The organism is Nodosilinea sp. LEGE 06152, from assembly GCF_015207525.1.
Taxonomy (GTDB): Bacteria; Cyanobacteriota; Cyanobacteriia; order Phormidesmidales; family Phormidesmidaceae; genus Nodosilinea.
On sequence record NZ_JADEWR010000008.1, the window covers coordinates 87,730 to 102,169 of the forward strand.

15 protein-coding genes and 2 tRNA genes are annotated in these 14,440 nt (G+C 57.9%); 5 read left to right on the plus strand and 12 right to left on the minus strand.

From position 1 onward, the window contains the following. The 10 genes from IQ265_RS12765 to IQ265_RS12810 form a co-directional block, all read right to left on the minus strand. Positions 1-417 (minus strand): hypothetical protein, encoded by a 417-nt coding sequence (locus IQ265_RS12765; RefSeq protein WP_194054119.1) that lies wholly within the window; start codon positions 415-417, stop codon positions 1-3. Beyond that, positions 417-1,400, minus strand: a complete 984-nt coding sequence (locus IQ265_RS12770; protein ID WP_194054121.1) for a hypothetical protein — start codon at positions 1,398-1,400, stop codon at positions 417-419. Before IQ265_RS12770 ends, IQ265_RS12765 begins: the two co-directional genes overlap by 1 nt. Next, entirely contained in the window at positions 1,387-1,785 is a 399-nt protein-coding gene (locus IQ265_RS12775; RefSeq protein ID WP_194054123.1) for a hypothetical protein, read from the minus strand. The genes IQ265_RS12770 and IQ265_RS12775 overlap by 14 nt, the downstream gene beginning before the upstream one ends. Continuing rightward, on the minus strand, positions 1,758-1,988 hold the full coding sequence (locus IQ265_RS12780) for a hypothetical protein (protein WP_194054125.1): 231 nt from the start codon (positions 1,986-1,988) through the stop codon (positions 1,758-1,760). Before IQ265_RS12780 ends, IQ265_RS12775 begins: the two co-directional genes overlap by 28 nt. Continuing rightward, positions 1,985-2,197 (minus strand): hypothetical protein, encoded by a 213-nt coding sequence (locus tag IQ265_RS12785; RefSeq protein WP_194054127.1) that lies wholly within the window; start codon positions 2,195-2,197, stop codon positions 1,985-1,987. The genes IQ265_RS12780 and IQ265_RS12785 overlap by 4 nt, the downstream gene beginning before the upstream one ends. Before the next feature lie 16 nt (positions 2,198-2,213). Continuing rightward, positions 2,214-2,498, minus strand: coding sequence for a hypothetical protein (locus IQ265_RS12790; protein WP_194054129.1), 285 nt, complete (start codon positions 2,496-2,498; stop codon positions 2,214-2,216). 2 nt (positions 2,499-2,500) lie between these two features. Then, positions 2,501-3,055, minus strand: a complete 555-nt coding sequence (locus tag IQ265_RS12795) for a hypothetical protein (protein ID WP_194054131.1) — start codon at positions 3,053-3,055, stop codon at positions 2,501-2,503. A gap of 131 nt (positions 3,056-3,186) precedes the next feature. After that, on the minus strand, positions 3,187-4,011 hold the full coding sequence (locus tag IQ265_RS12800; protein WP_194054132.1) for a hypothetical protein: 825 nt from the start codon (positions 4,009-4,011) through the stop codon (positions 3,187-3,189). Then, positions 4,011-6,788 carry a hypothetical protein gene (locus IQ265_RS12805; protein WP_194054134.1) on the minus strand — a complete coding sequence of 926 codons (2,778 nt, stop codon included), beginning with the start codon at positions 6,786-6,788 and terminating at the stop codon, positions 4,011-4,013. Before IQ265_RS12805 ends, IQ265_RS12800 begins: the two co-directional genes overlap by 1 nt. Continuing rightward, complete coding sequence (locus IQ265_RS12810; RefSeq protein ID WP_194054136.1) at positions 6,788-7,093, minus strand: hypothetical protein; 306 nt, start codon at positions 7,091-7,093, stop codon at positions 6,788-6,790. The genes IQ265_RS12805 and IQ265_RS12810 overlap by 1 nt, the downstream gene beginning before the upstream one ends. Before the next feature lie 143 nt (positions 7,094-7,236). Between IQ265_RS12810 and IQ265_RS12815 the strand changes: the two genes are divergently transcribed. Then, positions 7,237-7,878: a tyrosine-type recombinase/integrase gene (locus IQ265_RS12815; RefSeq protein WP_194054146.1), complete on the plus strand. Its 642-nt coding sequence runs from the start codon at positions 7,237-7,239 to the stop codon at positions 7,876-7,878. A gap of 193 nt (positions 7,879-8,071) precedes the next feature. Here IQ265_RS12815 and IQ265_RS12820 read toward each other — a convergent pair whose 3' ends face one another. Further along, positions 8,072-10,906 carry a CBS domain-containing protein gene (locus tag IQ265_RS12820; RefSeq protein WP_194054156.1) on the minus strand — a complete coding sequence of 945 codons (2,835 nt, stop codon included), beginning with the start codon at positions 10,904-10,906 and terminating at the stop codon, positions 8,072-8,074. A gap of 160 nt (positions 10,907-11,066) precedes the next feature. Between IQ265_RS12820 and psbZ the strand changes: the two genes are divergently transcribed. The 4 genes from psbZ (at position 11,067) to IQ265_RS12840 (ending at position 12,282) form a co-directional block, all read left to right on the plus strand. Continuing rightward, a complete protein-coding gene (gene psbZ / locus IQ265_RS12825; RefSeq protein ID WP_106867016.1) occupies positions 11,067-11,255 on the plus strand; it encodes a photosystem II reaction center protein PsbZ in 189 nt (62 codons plus the stop codon). Between the two features lie 13 nt (positions 11,256-11,268). Further along, positions 11,269-11,844: a 6,7-dimethyl-8-ribityllumazine synthase gene (ribH, locus tag IQ265_RS12830; protein ID WP_194054158.1), complete on the plus strand. Its 576-nt coding sequence runs from the start codon at positions 11,269-11,271 to the stop codon at positions 11,842-11,844. Positions 11,845-11,945: 101 nt separating this feature from the next. Beyond that, positions 11,946-12,017, plus strand: a tRNA-Gly gene (locus tag IQ265_RS12835). A gap of 193 nt (positions 12,018-12,210) precedes the next feature. Further along, positions 12,211-12,282 (plus strand) — tRNA-Gly (locus IQ265_RS12840). A 216-nt stretch (positions 12,283-12,498) separates the two neighbouring features. Here IQ265_RS12840 and IQ265_RS12845 read toward each other — a convergent pair. Next, positions 12,499-14,283, minus strand: coding sequence for an adenylate/guanylate cyclase domain-containing protein (locus IQ265_RS12845; protein ID WP_228037853.1), 1,785 nt, complete (start codon positions 14,281-14,283; stop codon positions 12,499-12,501). Positions 14,284-14,440 lie beyond the last annotated feature (157 nt).

Below are 14,440 nucleotides of genomic sequence, written 5' to 3' on the forward strand. Positions count from 1 at the left end.
TCAAAAGGTGAGGGGGATATGGTTCGCGTCGGCGATCGCCTGCCATTCAGCAGCAGCTGTGCCATCGGGGGAGGATTGCTCAACCAGCAGGTTGTAGATGCCCTGCAGCGCTTCCTCATTAGCGGCGATCGCTGCCAATTTGAGGTCTTCGCGCCAGGTCGCGGGCAGTGCCTCAGACCAGGCGCGGAACGTGGCCGACTTCAGCAGCGCCAGGCGGAAGGCGGGCCAGTCGGGGAGCGCTGCTGAAATCGGCTCCGGTGCTAGCTCAGGCGGGGTGTAGGGTTCCCAGCGTCCCGCAGCGTATTCCTCTAGTAGCGTCGCTTGCCCAGCCGGAGGGTAGCCGCTAACGTCTGGGCCGTCTTCAGTAAGTGGAATGACGTGCTCGTAGCCGTTGATTGTGATGAGAATTTGAGCCATCAGACTTTTCTCACTCGCTTATAGAGCACTGATACTGTGATACGAACCGCCCCGGGTGAGCCCGTGGCAGCAACCCACAGGCGGAAGCCGATTATTCCGCTTGGCACGTTATGCAAAGACTTAGCCGAGCTAGCCACAGTTAAATTAGTGCCTGCTTGATCTAAGTTCTGAGATTGACCTGAGAGGGTAATGAAGGCGGCTCCGTTAGTGGTTGAGTCTGAGGCTGGGTCTCTGATGTTGAGTTGGTTTCGAAGGATGTAGTAGTTGCTGGCGTTGGCCGTGGTGTTGATCCATGCCACACCCTGAAATCCCATCATCAAAATAGGCCCGGTAGGATCGGGTAGGTCAGCCGCTACTGAAACAGCCGTGAAAAGGTTGCCAGTTCCCGAAACGCTAAACGGCCTGCTGTTGGTCTTTATGCCTACCCAGCGCAAAACGTCGGCGTCCCATTCCCATTGCTCAACGGAAGCTCCAGAAGATGTCACTTCCCACCACTTGAAGCCAGCGTGAGGGGTAAGGGGTTCTGTCGAGCCAACATAATGCCAAGGTCGATCGATGGCCGCATTCAGAACGGCGATCGCCTGGGCCTGGGCCGCGTCGCTGGTGGCGAGGGTGGCGATCGCGGCGGCCTGGTTGCCGGTGGCAGTGCCCAGAGCGGCGATCGCTGTGTCTTGGGTCGCGTTGCTGGTGACGAGGGTAGCCAGGTCGGTGGACAGGGCGGCGATCGCCCCGGCCTGAGATAACTGATTAAGTTGAACTACTGACAGCGATTCCCCCGTTTCTATCAAACCCTGCTCTAGGCCGGCGATCGCACCGCTGTAGTCGGTGGGGGTGCCGTCGAAGGTTGCCGGGGGTTGCTCGGTGTCGGCGCGACCAATGTAAAACTTTTGGTCGGCATCACTATAGGCCATCTCGCCAAACAATAAATTTGGCGGTGGGCCGCTGGCGATCGTTCGTCTGGCCCTTAGCCTAAAGTCCGCCATAGGTGCCCCCGTCAATCAGCTGCGCGGGTTCATCATCTTCGGTGTTATCGACCCATTCGTCGACGCTGACTTGCCAGTTAGCCACGGCATAGACGCGGGTGCGGCTGCTAAACCTGACGGCAAAGCGCCGTACCAAAAAACCGGCGTCGGTTAGCAGCTGGGGCGGGGTGAAAATCACCATACGCGGCTTTGGGTCAGAGTAGATCTGCTCAAAGCCATAGCGCCCGCCGCCATCGTAGAAGATGGCCAGGTTGATGGCCCCGGTGCCAGGCCAATCACCATTCCAGCTCTGGCGAATGCGAAAGAGGTTGCCCAGGGCCTGCTGGGGTAGCTCTCGCCACTCCAGCAGGTCAGGGGCTACGGTGCCCAGGTTACGCCAGGCCATTGGTCATCCTCTCGGGCCATACGGGCCAATTCCAAAACTTCAGCGTCCCAACCCTCACCGCCCCAAACGGGGACAAAATTGCTCTTGCCGGTCTGGGGCGGCTCCTCTGCGGTGGCATTGGAAGGCGGTGGTACCTCGGGGGGCAGCTCAAGGACTACCCCCGTAAGGTGGCCCCACTGGTCATACTCCCAATAGCGGGTCATGCCTCGGGCTTTGGCTCGGGCTTTGGGCGGGTGGTTTTCGCCTCGGGCTTCGGCTCGGGCTGAGCCTCGGGTTGAGATTGGGGGGCATTAGGCCCTCGGTTGAGGTGGCCCATGTACTTGCGTACCGGGCTAAGGCGCTGGCGCAGCTCTCGCCACTCTGGGGTGTTGTAGACCTGGTCAGCGGGAATAGGGGTAAAGTCGTCGGGCATGGTGTCTCCTGAGGGGTTAATGAACGGGCAGCAGTATCCCGGCTTCGTTGCTGGCGAAGGGAATGCCGTTGTCGATGACGTAGTTTAAGTTTTCGGTCGTCACGTCTAACCAATGGTCGGGATTGATGCCCTGCTCTAGCAGGCATTCCAACAGCGCTTCCCCTGGGAGGTCATCCGTTAGGGTGCGCTGCAAAATGTCTTGCCGCTCGGCCAGCATAGCCGCTTCGACTGCCGGGTCTAGGTTCGGGTCTTCCCGAAACCAGGTCATGAAGGGATCTAGAGCATCAATTCCGTTTGCCATGGTTATGCCGCCTCTACGCCCACTTTTTCACGAGACAAGGAGACGCGCTTGACGGCGGAGCCTGCAAACGCGGCCAGTACCGCCGCCTTGATGTCCAAAAAGGCTTCCATTTGGTCATCGGTGTCAACGTCGGCCCCCATGGGGCAACTGGTTCGCGTGCCGCTGTACTTGAGGTATTGCAGGCCGGTAACATCACTGGTTTCAACGTTGACCACGCGGGTGCCGTTGCGGAAAAAGACCAGCCGGGCGGCGCTGAACTTGGGCAGGTTGATCAGGGTTTTTGTACCCAGGGCTTCGGCTACGTTCGCGTGGGTGCTGGCGTTGATGTACTGAGCCAGCGTGCTGTAGCTCTCCTGGCTGCAACGAGCCATACAAACGCCTGTTGCTCCAGCTTCTGCTGTGAAGGGCATCACATAGACCGTTTTACTCAGGTCGCGTGGCCCCTGGGTACCAATTCGGCTGGGCCGGGTGGCTTTGGTCTGGATATAGTTGATGTAGTTGTTCAGGGCGGATTGAAGCTGTGCGCCCCGTTTGATGTCGGAAAAGCGATTGGCCATGGTTAGGGTTCATAAACTGCGGTGATTCAAAGCTACCCAGCTATAACCGGATAATTTTTTGGTGGATAGCTGTCAGCTTTCCAGAAAATTTCAGCCAATAGGAAGCAAGCGCCGAGGAACCAGGCCAAGCGCTAGGCAACCAGGGCAGACGGCCACAGGGAGGTGCGGTCTACCAGTGGAATCGGGTGCCTCAAACCCCACACATGAAGCAGAGCATATTGAAACCGCACGTCTGCGATCGGGCGCTTGCGCGGCAGTCGTCGTGAATCACCGTAGATGTAGTCCAATGGCGGAATAGTCGGGAATGCCGCTGCTGGAGCTTTGTTCTCCTTCACGTTGCATTTATCAGCGTCATAAGCATCGGTGTTGATATCGAGTACTTGGTTCACTAACTGAATGCCTTCGGCTTCAGTGCGGCAATATAGGCAAAGTTGATACCCTTTTGACTTGTCGGTGTAGCTTACGGTTACTTTCCCTTTTCTCCAAATATAACCAGAGCCTAAAGCGAAATTAGAGTTAATTCGAGTAGCAAGGGCTTGGGCAATCGCTGGGGTGATTTGGTCATAGTTGTATTGCATTAAGCGAAACGAAATTTCGCCTGAAACAGGGGTATAACCTGACTCAACATCGGCCAAATCTTCTTGAAAGTAGAGAAATATTTGAGGCTTGTACTCACGTCTTTCTACAGCGTCGCCTGCGGGAATGCCGGTGATAGGAACTTGGATGCGTTGGAGTCGCACGCGCTCAAACAGTAGCCAGCGGAGCTGGGTCATGATTAAGCTGTCGGTGTCTTTGTGTTTACATGCCCAGGCCAAATGGCTTTCAGAGGTGGCCAAATCGTCATCTAAATCGCTTTGGTCAGCGCCTCTAAAGTGCGTCACAATTTCACGATTCATCCAGCGACGAACTACCCCCTGAAGGTGCTCTTGTTCACTGAAGTCAGCGGGTAGTGGCATTAGTTTGGCCTCTCTGCATTGGCGGCGGTGATGGCGGGCGCAGCACTGGCGGCGGCTTCGGTGGCCAGCTGAGTTTCTACAGGTTCATTGGCTAGCCAGGGGTCTGGAATAAAGTCAACCACTGACTCTCGTAGGTGTCCGAAGTTCTCAAAAGCTTCGCCGGTTTCCTGCTGAATCTCTAGAACATTGGACGTGGCCATAGTGGCAGAGCTAACAATATCATCGGCTCTCTCCATCGTTCCGGTGAGTTTGTCAAAGCGGCGACGCATCCGATGTTGCGCCTGGGCACGTTCACTCATTGGTTTATAAGCACGTTCTCCAACTACACCGAAACGGAGTAAGGCGTTACCGATTTTTCCGGTATTTTCAGCCACCCATTCAAGTAAATCCTGCGTAGCATCTGAGATGCTGCGAATCGACCAGATGACCATAGAAGTGCTTTGCACAATGCGGTTGGCCTTGCGGTAGCTGTCGATCGCGCCATCGACAAAGGCATCGCCGAAGAAACGGCGCACATAATTGTTTACGCTGGTTCCAACGATTGAACCTATATCTAATTGGTTGCCTTCTTCGTCATCAATTCCGACAATATTTAAGCCCTGACCTATTAAGTAGAAAAACGTTTCTCCAATGTCGCGAGACAACATTGAAACGTTGTGCATAACACCGATGAATGTCAGCACATCAAGCACTTTTTGCATTTGTGTAGCCTTCCAGGCCTTCTCGGCAAAGTCACCGATCGCCCCTAACTTGGTACGCATTTCGACCAGGAAAGCGTAGAGACCTGCAAACCCTTGGGGGCCGGTTTGGTTCCCCTCAATGCGTACCAGGCGCTGAGTTAGATCGGCAATCTCGGCGGTTTGGGCCGCTTGACCTGCCAAAATGGGGCCGTTACACCGGCAGCCAGTCTCGGGGGGCAGCGGTTTTGGTGGCGTTGGCTCAGCCGGTGGCGTTTGAATAAAGCCACCTGGCTTCGTGGGGTCTTTAATGAGCTGCCCCGCTGGCACAGCCAGAAAGGGCACGGCCCACCAGGGGAACGACGCGGTTTCTTCTTCGGTGACGGTAGAGGTTTCACCCGGCCTCAGATAGTCGCCGTTTGGCAGCTTGATGGTGTTAGGGTTGTCGGTCGGCGTTGAGATTTCATAGCCCCGCTCCGTGCCGGTGATGGTTGTACCACTGGGCAGCTTGATAGTTTCACCGGGCTTGAGCTTGGTCAGGCGATCGCGGGCGGGAGTCGCTGACGGTGTGCTCGCTGGGGTGTTGTCAGGAGTCGCTGTCGGCGCGGCGGTGGGGTCGGGGTTGGCCGTGGGGTTCTGTTGCGGAGCTGGTGACTGTAGCGGGTCGCCAGCTGGTAATGAGGGGCCAGGCGCGGGCGCTGCGGGGGCAGCAGTCGGCGCTGCCTTGGGACGAATGGCCGGAGCTTGGCTAGCGTTGTTGTTGGGGGCCGGGGCCGTCGCTGGGGGCGTATTCGTCGGGCTGGCCGCAGGGGGGATATTGTCGAGAGGGTTATACGGGCGGGGACGAGGCGCTGTGGGCTGTGTAATAGGCGGGCCTAGTGGATCGCCTCCGGTGTCTGGTTCACCATTCCAAGGTGTGACGGTTAAGCCTGTGACGGAAAACGCGCTTTCTCCGTTGACAGAGTTGATCCATTGGAATGAACTTCCGCCCAAATTCAAAAAAACTTGGACAGAATTTCCAGCAGAATTTCTTACTGTGCCAGGGTAGCTAACGCCATAAGATTCGCCAAAAGGTCCAGGGCCGGGTGTTACTTGCCGTGTTAGGCCGGAGACAGGGCCGTAGACATCCATAGAGGGAATTACCCCTTCGCGTGGACTTCCTCCCACGCTGTAGCGGATTCGATAGTTGACGCCCGGACTTTGGCCGCCTGTGAAAGGGGGTTCTCCATAGGTGGTCTCAGTAGGAGAAGCAATCGCCCCGCCTGCGACTTCTTCAGGTTGTAAAAAGTCGCGCAGCAGGCCAGCACCAGCGCCAATCAGTCCCGCTCCAGGGATGATCCCTCCGGCTGCTTTTGCTAAAGCGCCGCCGACACCGGGGATGCGGCCTAATACACTCGGCGTTCTACGGCCCAGTTCGGCCCCGATGGCGGCCCCGCCTAACTGCCCTGCAATAGGAGAAGCGGCGGCAATAAACGGGTTTCCAGTACCTAAAGAGCCAGCACCCACGGCCAGGCCACCCGCCAGGCCCACACTAGAACCGACTGCGGCTCCACCTCCGGCAAACGCCGCCTCCGCCCAGCTGCCACCTGTGGCCCTAGTCGCACCAGCAGCCAACACCCCACTCAAACCAGCACCGATCATTGGGGATGCCTGCAACGCGCCACGGGCGACGGTGGTAGGGGTGGCCGCACGGGCGGCGGCGGTGGCCTGGGCGAGGGTACCGCCAGCGGCAGCGGCCGCATTTTTGGCAGTAATGGCGCTAGGGGGGCGATATCCTCCGCTCAATCTTTGGCTAAGCGATACCGGAGCCGTTGCGCCAGCCGCTGGCGGGGTATATCCCCTGACCGCAGGCTGACTCGCAGCCCCGGCCCTAACTCCTTCGCTTAAAGCTTGGCTACGAGACGTTGTACCCGGATCGACATAGCCTCCGGTGGGTAACGGGCGGCCACGATTGATCGGAGGGCTGGCCGTTGGGATGGTGTTAACTCGGTAGACAGGGCTAGCTTGTGGGGTTGCACTGGCAGGCGTATGCGTTTGAGCCGTAGGCACACCCATCCCGGTTGTGGCCTGCAACCAGTTGTACATGGAGCTGACGCTCATCAGTCAACCTTATACGCAGCGGGGATGGGAGCTTCTTGGAATTCTTTAACGTAGGTCCACAGCTTGCCCGTGCCAGTCACATAGGCAGGGTCTAGGATGAGTGAGACCCGACCGATCAGGCGGATCGTGCCATCAGCGGCAGTCACCACGTTGACGTCGCAGACCCGCTCTAGCAGCGCCCCAGGCAGCTCCTGATAAGTAAGGGCTGAAAATAAGTTGTTGAGCGTCAGCAGGCCGTGAGCAACGTATGCCTCTAACGTGCCGATCGCCGGGGGCATATCGGTGCTGCGGATGAAATCGACCATGATGTTTGCTACGAGAAACTAGACCAGTTCTAGGCCCATCGCACGCGCGACGACAAGATGAGCTTTTGGGTAAAAGTCATTAATAATAAAAACTGCTGTGATAGCCATCCTTAAAGGGTTGTGGGCATAATCACAAGTAGTTTATGAGGCGGTCTTTTGATGCTTTTCCTGTTAGCCAGGTAATTCATCAAAAGATTGAATCTGAAAAATTGGCAAAAAATAATCGCCACGGCAAAGCTTCAATTTTTACCGACGCTGATTTAGTTAAGCTACGTAAACAAATAGAAAATCCTAAGCACCGGCTGATGTTCGACATCGCCCGATGGACCGGGGAACGAATGGGGGCCGTGCGCCAGCTGGATGTGGCAGACGTTTATGATCTCTACGGCAGGCCCAGGACGTTTATCACCTTCAGAGCCCGCACGAGGAAGGCCACGCCGGGGGGTGTACGCAGGACCAGGGAGTGTCCGACCCATCCAACCTTAGGGGAGCTCCTGACGGCCTATGAGCAGCCGATCGATGGTCCACTCTTCCCCGGTGAACTTGGGCCGATGTCATTTCAGGCCTGCGACAACTTTTTGAGGCGAGCACTGGAGCGAGCTGGGCTAGACCATAAGGGCTACAGCACCCACAGCTTTAGGCGCACGCTGATCACGCGGCTGTCTGAAAAGGGGGTCGACCTGAAGACCTTGCAGTCGATTACAGGGCATCAGGATTTAAAGGTTTTGGTCGGGTACGTGGAAGCAAACCCACGGCGGGCGCAGAGGGCGATCGCACTGCTATGAGCAAGGATGACTGGCTACATTTTTTGGTGATGGTGGGTCTGGTGCTGACTTTCTATGGATCGCTGGCGTTCATCCTGATCGCCCTACAGCCAGCCTCATAGGGGTCAACTGTACCCAGCTGGAAAATTGCACTCACTAGAATAACGTTCTTAACCCGTTCAGAGGTGGGGTGTGACAATATCTTGTGCCCTGGCTAAGACTGGGGATAACGCTGAGCCAGCAAGGCTTCGGCCTCGGCTGGAGTGGCAATGTCGCCGTTGAGCTGAGCCGCAAACAGGGCCTCTAGCATGGGTCGAAACTGAGGCCCCGGCCGGTAGCCCAAGGCTTTGAGTCGGTTGCCGTCGATCAGGGCCGGAGTGACAGACCACTGCATCAAGTGACGCCAAATTGCCGGACCCAGGCAGCGGGGGTGGCGGGCACTGGCCAGCAGCAGGGTGGCGGTATCGGCTTGACTAAACGCGGCATAGAGATCGCTGGGGGCTGGGGCATTGGCAACCAGGGCCTGCCAATGCTGTTCTCGCTCGTCGAGGTGGGCGAGGCGCTCCAGGCTGCGATCGCTCAGGTGTAAGTCAGCGGCCAGGGGCGATCGCGCCTCAGCGGGCACCGCCGCCAGCAGCCCCTCCAGCCGCAGCAGCCAGGGTGGCTCCATCTCGGTCCAGTCGAAGCGCTCTAGCCAGCGGCTGAGGCGGCGCAGCTGCTGCCACAGGACCGGGGTCATCGCCAGGTCGTCGTGCAGACAGCGCAGGGCCTGAAGCTGGTCGAGCAGGGCCAGGGCCGTCTGCCAGTAGGGGGCTTCGAGAATGTACTTCAGCTCGTTTTTAAGCCGCGCCTGGAGGGCGGGGGCGCGCCTGACCTGGCGCTGCATCTGGGTATAGGCACCGCTGGCCAGGGCGTGGCGAATGTAGCCCTCGGTTTGGCTGTCGAGGCTGAACCCAAGGCGTACCGCAAACCGCACGGCTCGGTAGATACGGGTTGGATCTTCAATAAAGCTGTTGGCGTGCAGAACGCGGACGATGCCCTGCCGCAGGTCCATCAGCCCGCCAAAGTAGTCGAGCAGCTGCCCGGCACCGGGTGGGGTCAGCCGCAGGGCCAGGGCGTTGATGGTGAAGTCGCGGCGGTACAGGTCTTGCTGAATGGAGCTGGCCTCGACCTCGGGGTTGGCCGCTGGGTAGGGGTAAAACTCGGTGCGGGCCGTGGCGATGTCAATCATCAGCCCGGCCAGGCTGTGGTTGAGATCTTTGCGCCACACTAAAGATGCCGTTTGAAACCGCCCGTGCACCTGCACATCGACTTCGGGAAAGTGCTGCTCGATCACGGCGGCCAGCTCAACACCAGCCCCCACCTGGACAGCGTTGAAGCCACCATCAACCACCAGATCGAGATCAGGTAAGACGGTCGAGGCGCGATCGCTACAGATCAGCAGATCGCGCACCGCACCGCCTACCAGGTAGAGGTGCCAGCCTCGCTCCTGGGCGGCGGCGGCAATCTGCCGCAAAATATCCTGCAAAGCAGGGGACAAACTAGTTTCTAGCGTGTGCTGCAGGGTGGCCGCTGTAGGCCGCTTCGGTAGCGCCTGTTCGGCGGTGGTAGCTGACTCCTGGTGGAGGTGGCGCAGCAAATCGGTGCGGGTAACAATGCCGACTAAGGCCTCCTCGCGCAGCACCGGCAGTCGGCCAATGTCGTAGGTCACCATCAGGTGTTCGATCTCGGCTAGGGGAGTGTCGGGGGCGATGGTTTTGAGGTTAGTGGCCATGTAGCCCTTCACTGGGGCATGGCTAAAGCCATGGTGGAGAGCCAGATCGAGATCCCGACGGGAGATCACGCCGACCAGGCGATCGCCCTCATCCACCACCGACAGGCCCGAGTGGCCGTAGCGCAGCAAAATGCGCTGCGCCTCGCGAATCGTGGTCTCGGGGCGAATGGTGCGCACCGGCGACGACATTAAATCGCGGGCGGTGGGCTGGGGGGGCAGCTGCGATCGCGCCTGCGCCAGCAGCCGCTGCACCACCGCCTCCGGTTCAGCCGTGGTTAACGCCGCCGAGGCCGCCGCCGGGTGCCCACCGCCGCCCAGGGAGGTCAGCAGCGCGCCCCAGTCCAAGCGATCGCCCAGACGCCCTCGAGCCCGAGCAATCAGAGTCAGCTTTTGAGGGATAGACTCCTCCGCAGCCCGGCTGGAAACTGGTTCTTGTCCCCGGCCTGACGACGTAGAAGACCCGTTTTGCTGGTCTAAACTGGACGGCTTAGCGCCGGGATAGTAGGCCCCAAACAGCAGGGCGTCAGCCTCGGCCAGCGACATCAGCTGCTCAGCTAGCCCCGATAGCCCCGGCAGGTAGCGATCGATTTTAAGCAGCACCCAGGCTAAGCTATGGCCCTCCACCGTCTCTACCCGGAGCGCCGCCAACGCCTCTGCCAATAAATCCTGCAGGGTTGGGCTGAGCCCCGGCTCTACAAAGTCGGCAATTACCGAGAGGCTGGCCCCATGGCTCATCAACCAGGCTAAAGCGGCGGCATCGCGGGCAGTGGCGGTTTCGTACAGCAGCGAGCCGGTATCGACATGAATGCCCAGGGCCATGACCGTAGCCTCGGCCACGGTTGGCTCAACATTCTGCTGCCGTAGCGCTTCTACGACCAGCGTAGTCGCGGCCCCTACGGCCTCAATAATTTTTTCCTGGGCGTTTTCCTGCGCCACTGTACCCTTTGTTCTATTCGGCTCACCAGCGGCGGGATGATGGTCATATACGACGATGGGCACCTGATTTTTTGCGGCCTGGGTAATCCAGCCTGCTGCTGGGCCAAACCGCTCGGGCTGCTGTGCATCGACCAGGGTGAGGTGGCGAATCTGGCTGGGGTCAACCGCCCGTCGCTCAATCAGCGGATACTCATCGCGGTGAAGGGCTAAAAACCGCTGCACCGTGGGATGACTGCCCCCGGTCAGCACGATCCGCCGCCCCGGCTGCAGCCGTGCTAACCCCACGGCCGCCCCCAGGGTATCGAAGTCGGCGGTGGCGTGACAAAGGACTATGTCCATGCTTTTGGGGCCATATCTTTTCGAGCCATACTTTTCGCAGGGGCCTCTTTCTGATAGCGTACTGGTTAGGGTAGTGTGGCTATTAACCTGGTCTTGGGCTGTTTGCCGGGTTGCTTACCGCCGTCTCCGCTGCTGTGTTTGAGAGAGTAAAGATAAACCAATGGTAATTCTGTTTCAACTCGCGCTGTTTGCCCTGGTGCTAATGTCTTTTGTGCTGGTGGTGTACGTGCCGGTGGCCTACGCCTCCCCCCAAGACTGGGATCAGTCTAAAAGATTGATTCTGTTTGGCTCTATTATTTGGGGCGTGCTGGTGGTCGTAGTTGGCGGCCTCAACTACTTTGTGGTGTAGATACTAATTACTTATGGCGGTATTTGAGGGCACGTTAGTTTCTGCAGGGTCTCCCCGATTTGCCATCGTGCTGGGCCGGTTCAACGATTTAGTCACAGGCAAACTGCTGGAGGGCTGCCAAGACTGCCTCAAGCGCCACGGTATCGACGTAAACCCCGAGGGTACCCAGGTGGACTACGCCTGGGTACCGGGCAGTTTTGAGATTCCGCTGGTGGCGCGACAGCTGGCGCTCAGCGGGCGCTACAACGCCATTATTTGCCTAGGGGCCGTCATTCGCGGCTCTACTCCTCACTTTGACTATGTGGCGGCAGAAGTGGCCAAGGGCGTGGCTGCCGCCGGGTTTCAAACTGGGGTACCCATCATTTTTGGGGTACTCACGACCGACACCCTGCAGCAGGCCCTAGAGCGGGCTGGCATTAAGGCCAACCACGGTTGGGACTATGCCATGAGCGCCCTGGAAATGGCCAGCTTAATGGGGCAAATTCACTCGGTGATGGGCAGTGGTGACGGCAACGGCATAGCCCGCCTGGGGCCTGGAGTTACCGTATCGGCTCAGCCGATTATCGCTCCAGATGCTGGCTCGGTCTAGGCCCAGAAAAATTTCAAGAAATTGTTGACATAGTCACAGTTTTTTGAGATTCTAGTCAAAGTCAAAACCAGCGAACGAGAACTTCCAACTCTGGTTTTTATGCGGGTATAGCTCAGTGGTAGAGCGTCACCTTGCCAAGGTGAATGTCGCGCGTTCGAATCGCGTTACCCGCTTATCTAGTCTTGATTTCCAGATTTGAGTCACGGCCATAGCACGATTCTGACTCAGTGTAAAAATCATAGATGGTTGCAACGAACTATACTTCCACAAGCTCATCGGTGGTAAGCAACACAGAAGGGATTAGGACCGAGCAGCACTCCAGATCTGACACAGTATTTTGAAGGTTTAAGTGTACAATAAAGCAATGCGGGTATAGCTCAGTGGTAGAGCGTCACCTTGCCAAGGTGAATGTCGCGCGTTCGAATCGCGTTACCCGCTTGTTAAATTCCTAGCGCCGTCAATTGCTTCTATAGCTTTGATTTAAGCGATGCGAAATCCGATTTAGTAGACCTCAATTCACGCTCAGGAAAACTGTAGGGGCGTAGCATGCTACGCCCCTACGAATCGGATTATTCATTCAAAATTTGTTTTACGTGATAGCCGTTCCCTGAGCGAAGTCGAAGGGAGAAGTCGACGGGAACGGCTATAGCTATGCTAAAGTCCTGGGCCGACACTATTACCCATGGCCCGCAGTGGGCAGAACAGTGCCTCAGGACGGTGTCCCCGCAGCCAGTAGGTTTCCATCTCGCCTCGGCCTTTGATTGAGATACAGCCTCGCTTTTCAAGCCGGTAGTGGTCTTTGAGGCGATCGTAGGTGGCGGCGGTAACCTGAATCTGGCCCGGCTCGCTCGACGACTCCATGCGGCTGGCCACGTTGACAGCGTCGCCCCACAGGTCGTAGATGAATTTTTTGGTGCCAATCACCCCAGCGACCACAACGCCTGTGTTAATGCCAATGCGAATCTCGATTGGCTCCCCCGACTCGGCCTGAAACGACGCGGTGACCTGCTGCATGGCCAGAGCCATTTCGGCGATCGCCTCCGCGTGGTCTTCTTTAGGCGTGGGCAGCCCTGCCGCCACCATGTAGGCATCGCCAATGGTCTTGATTTTTTCGAGCCCCAGCTGCTCGGCTAGGCTGTCGAAAGCGGAGAAAATTTGGTTGAGCAAATCGACCAGCCGAATCGGCGACAGTCGGTTGGAGAGGCTGGTAAAGCCCACAATATCGGCAAATAAAATAGTCACTTCGTCGAAGTGCTGGGGAACAGAAGCTTTGGTCTGCATGAGTTCCCCAGCGATCGCGGCGGGCAGAATATTCAACAGCAGCTGCTCGGCCTTTTGTTGTTCGGCAGTCAGCTTTTCGTTGCTAACCTGCAACTCACCCAGCATGTCATTGATCTGCTGGCCCAGATGGCTGAGTTCATCGGTGCCGGGCACCGCTACCCGCTGGGTGAGGTCGTTCGAGCGGCCAATCTGCTGCACCTGCTGGCTTAACCCCAATAGCCGTCGCAGAATGACGCGATCGAGCAGCAGCAGCATGCCGCCCGTGAACACCAGGCACGAGCCCAGCAGCGACCAGCCCAGGTAGTGGCGGCTCACCTGCCCCTGGTAGTAAATATCGCGGGGAAGCTTAACCTCCAGCAGCGCCTGGGGCTGGCCGTAAACGTTGGGCCAGAGGGCGTACCCTGCCAGGGTATCGGCTGACTGAATGCGCACCAGGGTAGGAAAGTTGGCCAGGTCGGTCGAACTATTGAGTGTTGCCAGAATGGGTCGCAGGGCCTCTGGTAGCTCACTTTCCGAGGGCGAAGCCTCAGCGACGGGGTACAGGCGCAGATCAAGGCGGGTGCGCAGAGCTAAAGACTCCACCACAGCGGGGCTTAAGTAGCGCCCCATTAGCAGGGCACCTCGGGCAGGGCCCGTGGCATCGCTGCGCAAAATCGGCTCTACCGTCACCAGAACGAGCTTGCCATCTACCGTCATTAGCCCCTGATGGTGAGCGGCTAAGTGCTGGAACTGCATGAGCGGGCTGGCAGGCGTAAGCTGCGAGGTCAAATCGGCTGGAAGGGATGAAAAAGACCGGTTTTCTAGGTCGTAGCTGGTGCCGTAGACAATCGACCCGTCGCGGTTCACCACCGCTACCAGGTTGAGCTGCAGGCTCTCAAGGGCATATTTGCTCAGGTTTGACTGGATGTAGTCTGGATCGCCATCCAAAACGAAGTCATAGGTATCGTTCCAGGCGGCCCAATCCTCGGTGAGGCTTTGCAGCTGAGCTAGGTCGCCTGCTAGTACTTCGTCAACCCGCTGGAGGTTGCGTTGGGCATCTTGCTGCTCTAGACGGCCATAGCTACGCTGCAAAATGGTCGAAAAACTGCCAAACAAAATTACCATTAGCCCCAGCAGGGGCAGGGTAGTCAGGAGCAACGTTTTATGGCGCAGGTTCATGGAGGGGCCGTGGGGTGGGGGGTGGCACCCCTCAAAAGTACCTATAGGGTGCCCAGCACAGCGCAGCGGAACGCTGTCCCTTACCAATGCTTTGAAATAAATGGAGGTTTTTAGCTGTCTTTGTGAGGCTGAGTGAGCTATAGCGTTACCGAACTTA

What these genes read in the sequence shown, in the direction of transcription:
- IQ265_RS12765 (WP_194054119.1), bottom strand. Translation starts at nt 417, where the DNA reads ATGGCTCAAATTCTCATCACAATCAACGGCTACGAGCACGTCATTCCA.
- IQ265_RS12770 (WP_194054121.1), bottom strand. Translation starts at nt 1,400, where the DNA reads ATGGCGGACTTTAGGCTAAGGGCCAGACGAACGATCGCCAGCGGCCCA.
- IQ265_RS12775 (WP_194054123.1), bottom strand. Translation starts at nt 1,785, where the DNA reads ATGGCCTGGCGTAACCTGGGCACCGTAGCCCCTGACCTGCTGGAGTGG.
- IQ265_RS12780 (WP_194054125.1), bottom strand. Translation starts at nt 1,988, where the DNA reads ATGACCCGCTATTGGGAGTATGACCAGTGGGGCCACCTTACGGGGGTA.
- IQ265_RS12785 (WP_194054127.1), bottom strand. Translation starts at nt 2,197, where the DNA reads ATGCCCGACGACTTTACCCCTATTCCCGCTGACCAGGTCTACAACACC.
- IQ265_RS12790 (WP_194054129.1), bottom strand. Translation starts at nt 2,498, where the DNA reads ATGGCAAACGGAATTGATGCTCTAGATCCCTTCATGACCTGGTTTCGG.
- IQ265_RS12795 (WP_194054131.1), bottom strand. Translation starts at nt 3,055, where the DNA reads ATGGCCAATCGCTTTTCCGACATCAAACGGGGCGCACAGCTTCAATCC.
- IQ265_RS12800 (WP_194054132.1), bottom strand. Translation starts at nt 4,011, where the DNA reads ATGCCACTACCCGCTGACTTCAGTGAACAAGAGCACCTTCAGGGGGTA.
- IQ265_RS12805 (WP_194054134.1), bottom strand. Translation starts at nt 6,788, where the DNA reads ATGAGCGTCAGCTCCATGTACAACTGGTTGCAGGCCACAACCGGGATG.
- IQ265_RS12810 (WP_194054136.1), bottom strand. Translation starts at nt 7,093, where the DNA reads ATGGTCGATTTCATCCGCAGCACCGATATGCCCCCGGCGATCGGCACG.
- IQ265_RS12815 (WP_194054146.1), top strand. Translation starts at nt 7,237, where the DNA reads ATGAGGCGGTCTTTTGATGCTTTTCCTGTTAGCCAGGTAATTCATCAA.
- IQ265_RS12820 (WP_194054156.1), bottom strand. Translation starts at nt 10,906, where the DNA reads ATGGACATAGTCCTTTGTCACGCCACCGCCGACTTCGATACCCTGGGG.
- psbZ (WP_106867016.1), top strand. Translation starts at nt 11,067, where the DNA reads ATGGTAATTCTGTTTCAACTCGCGCTGTTTGCCCTGGTGCTAATGTCT.
- ribH (WP_194054158.1), top strand. Translation starts at nt 11,269, where the DNA reads ATGGCGGTATTTGAGGGCACGTTAGTTTCTGCAGGGTCTCCCCGATTT.
- IQ265_RS12845 (WP_228037853.1), bottom strand. Translation starts at nt 14,283, where the DNA reads ATGAACCTGCGCCATAAAACGTTGCTCCTGACTACCCTGCCCCTGCTG.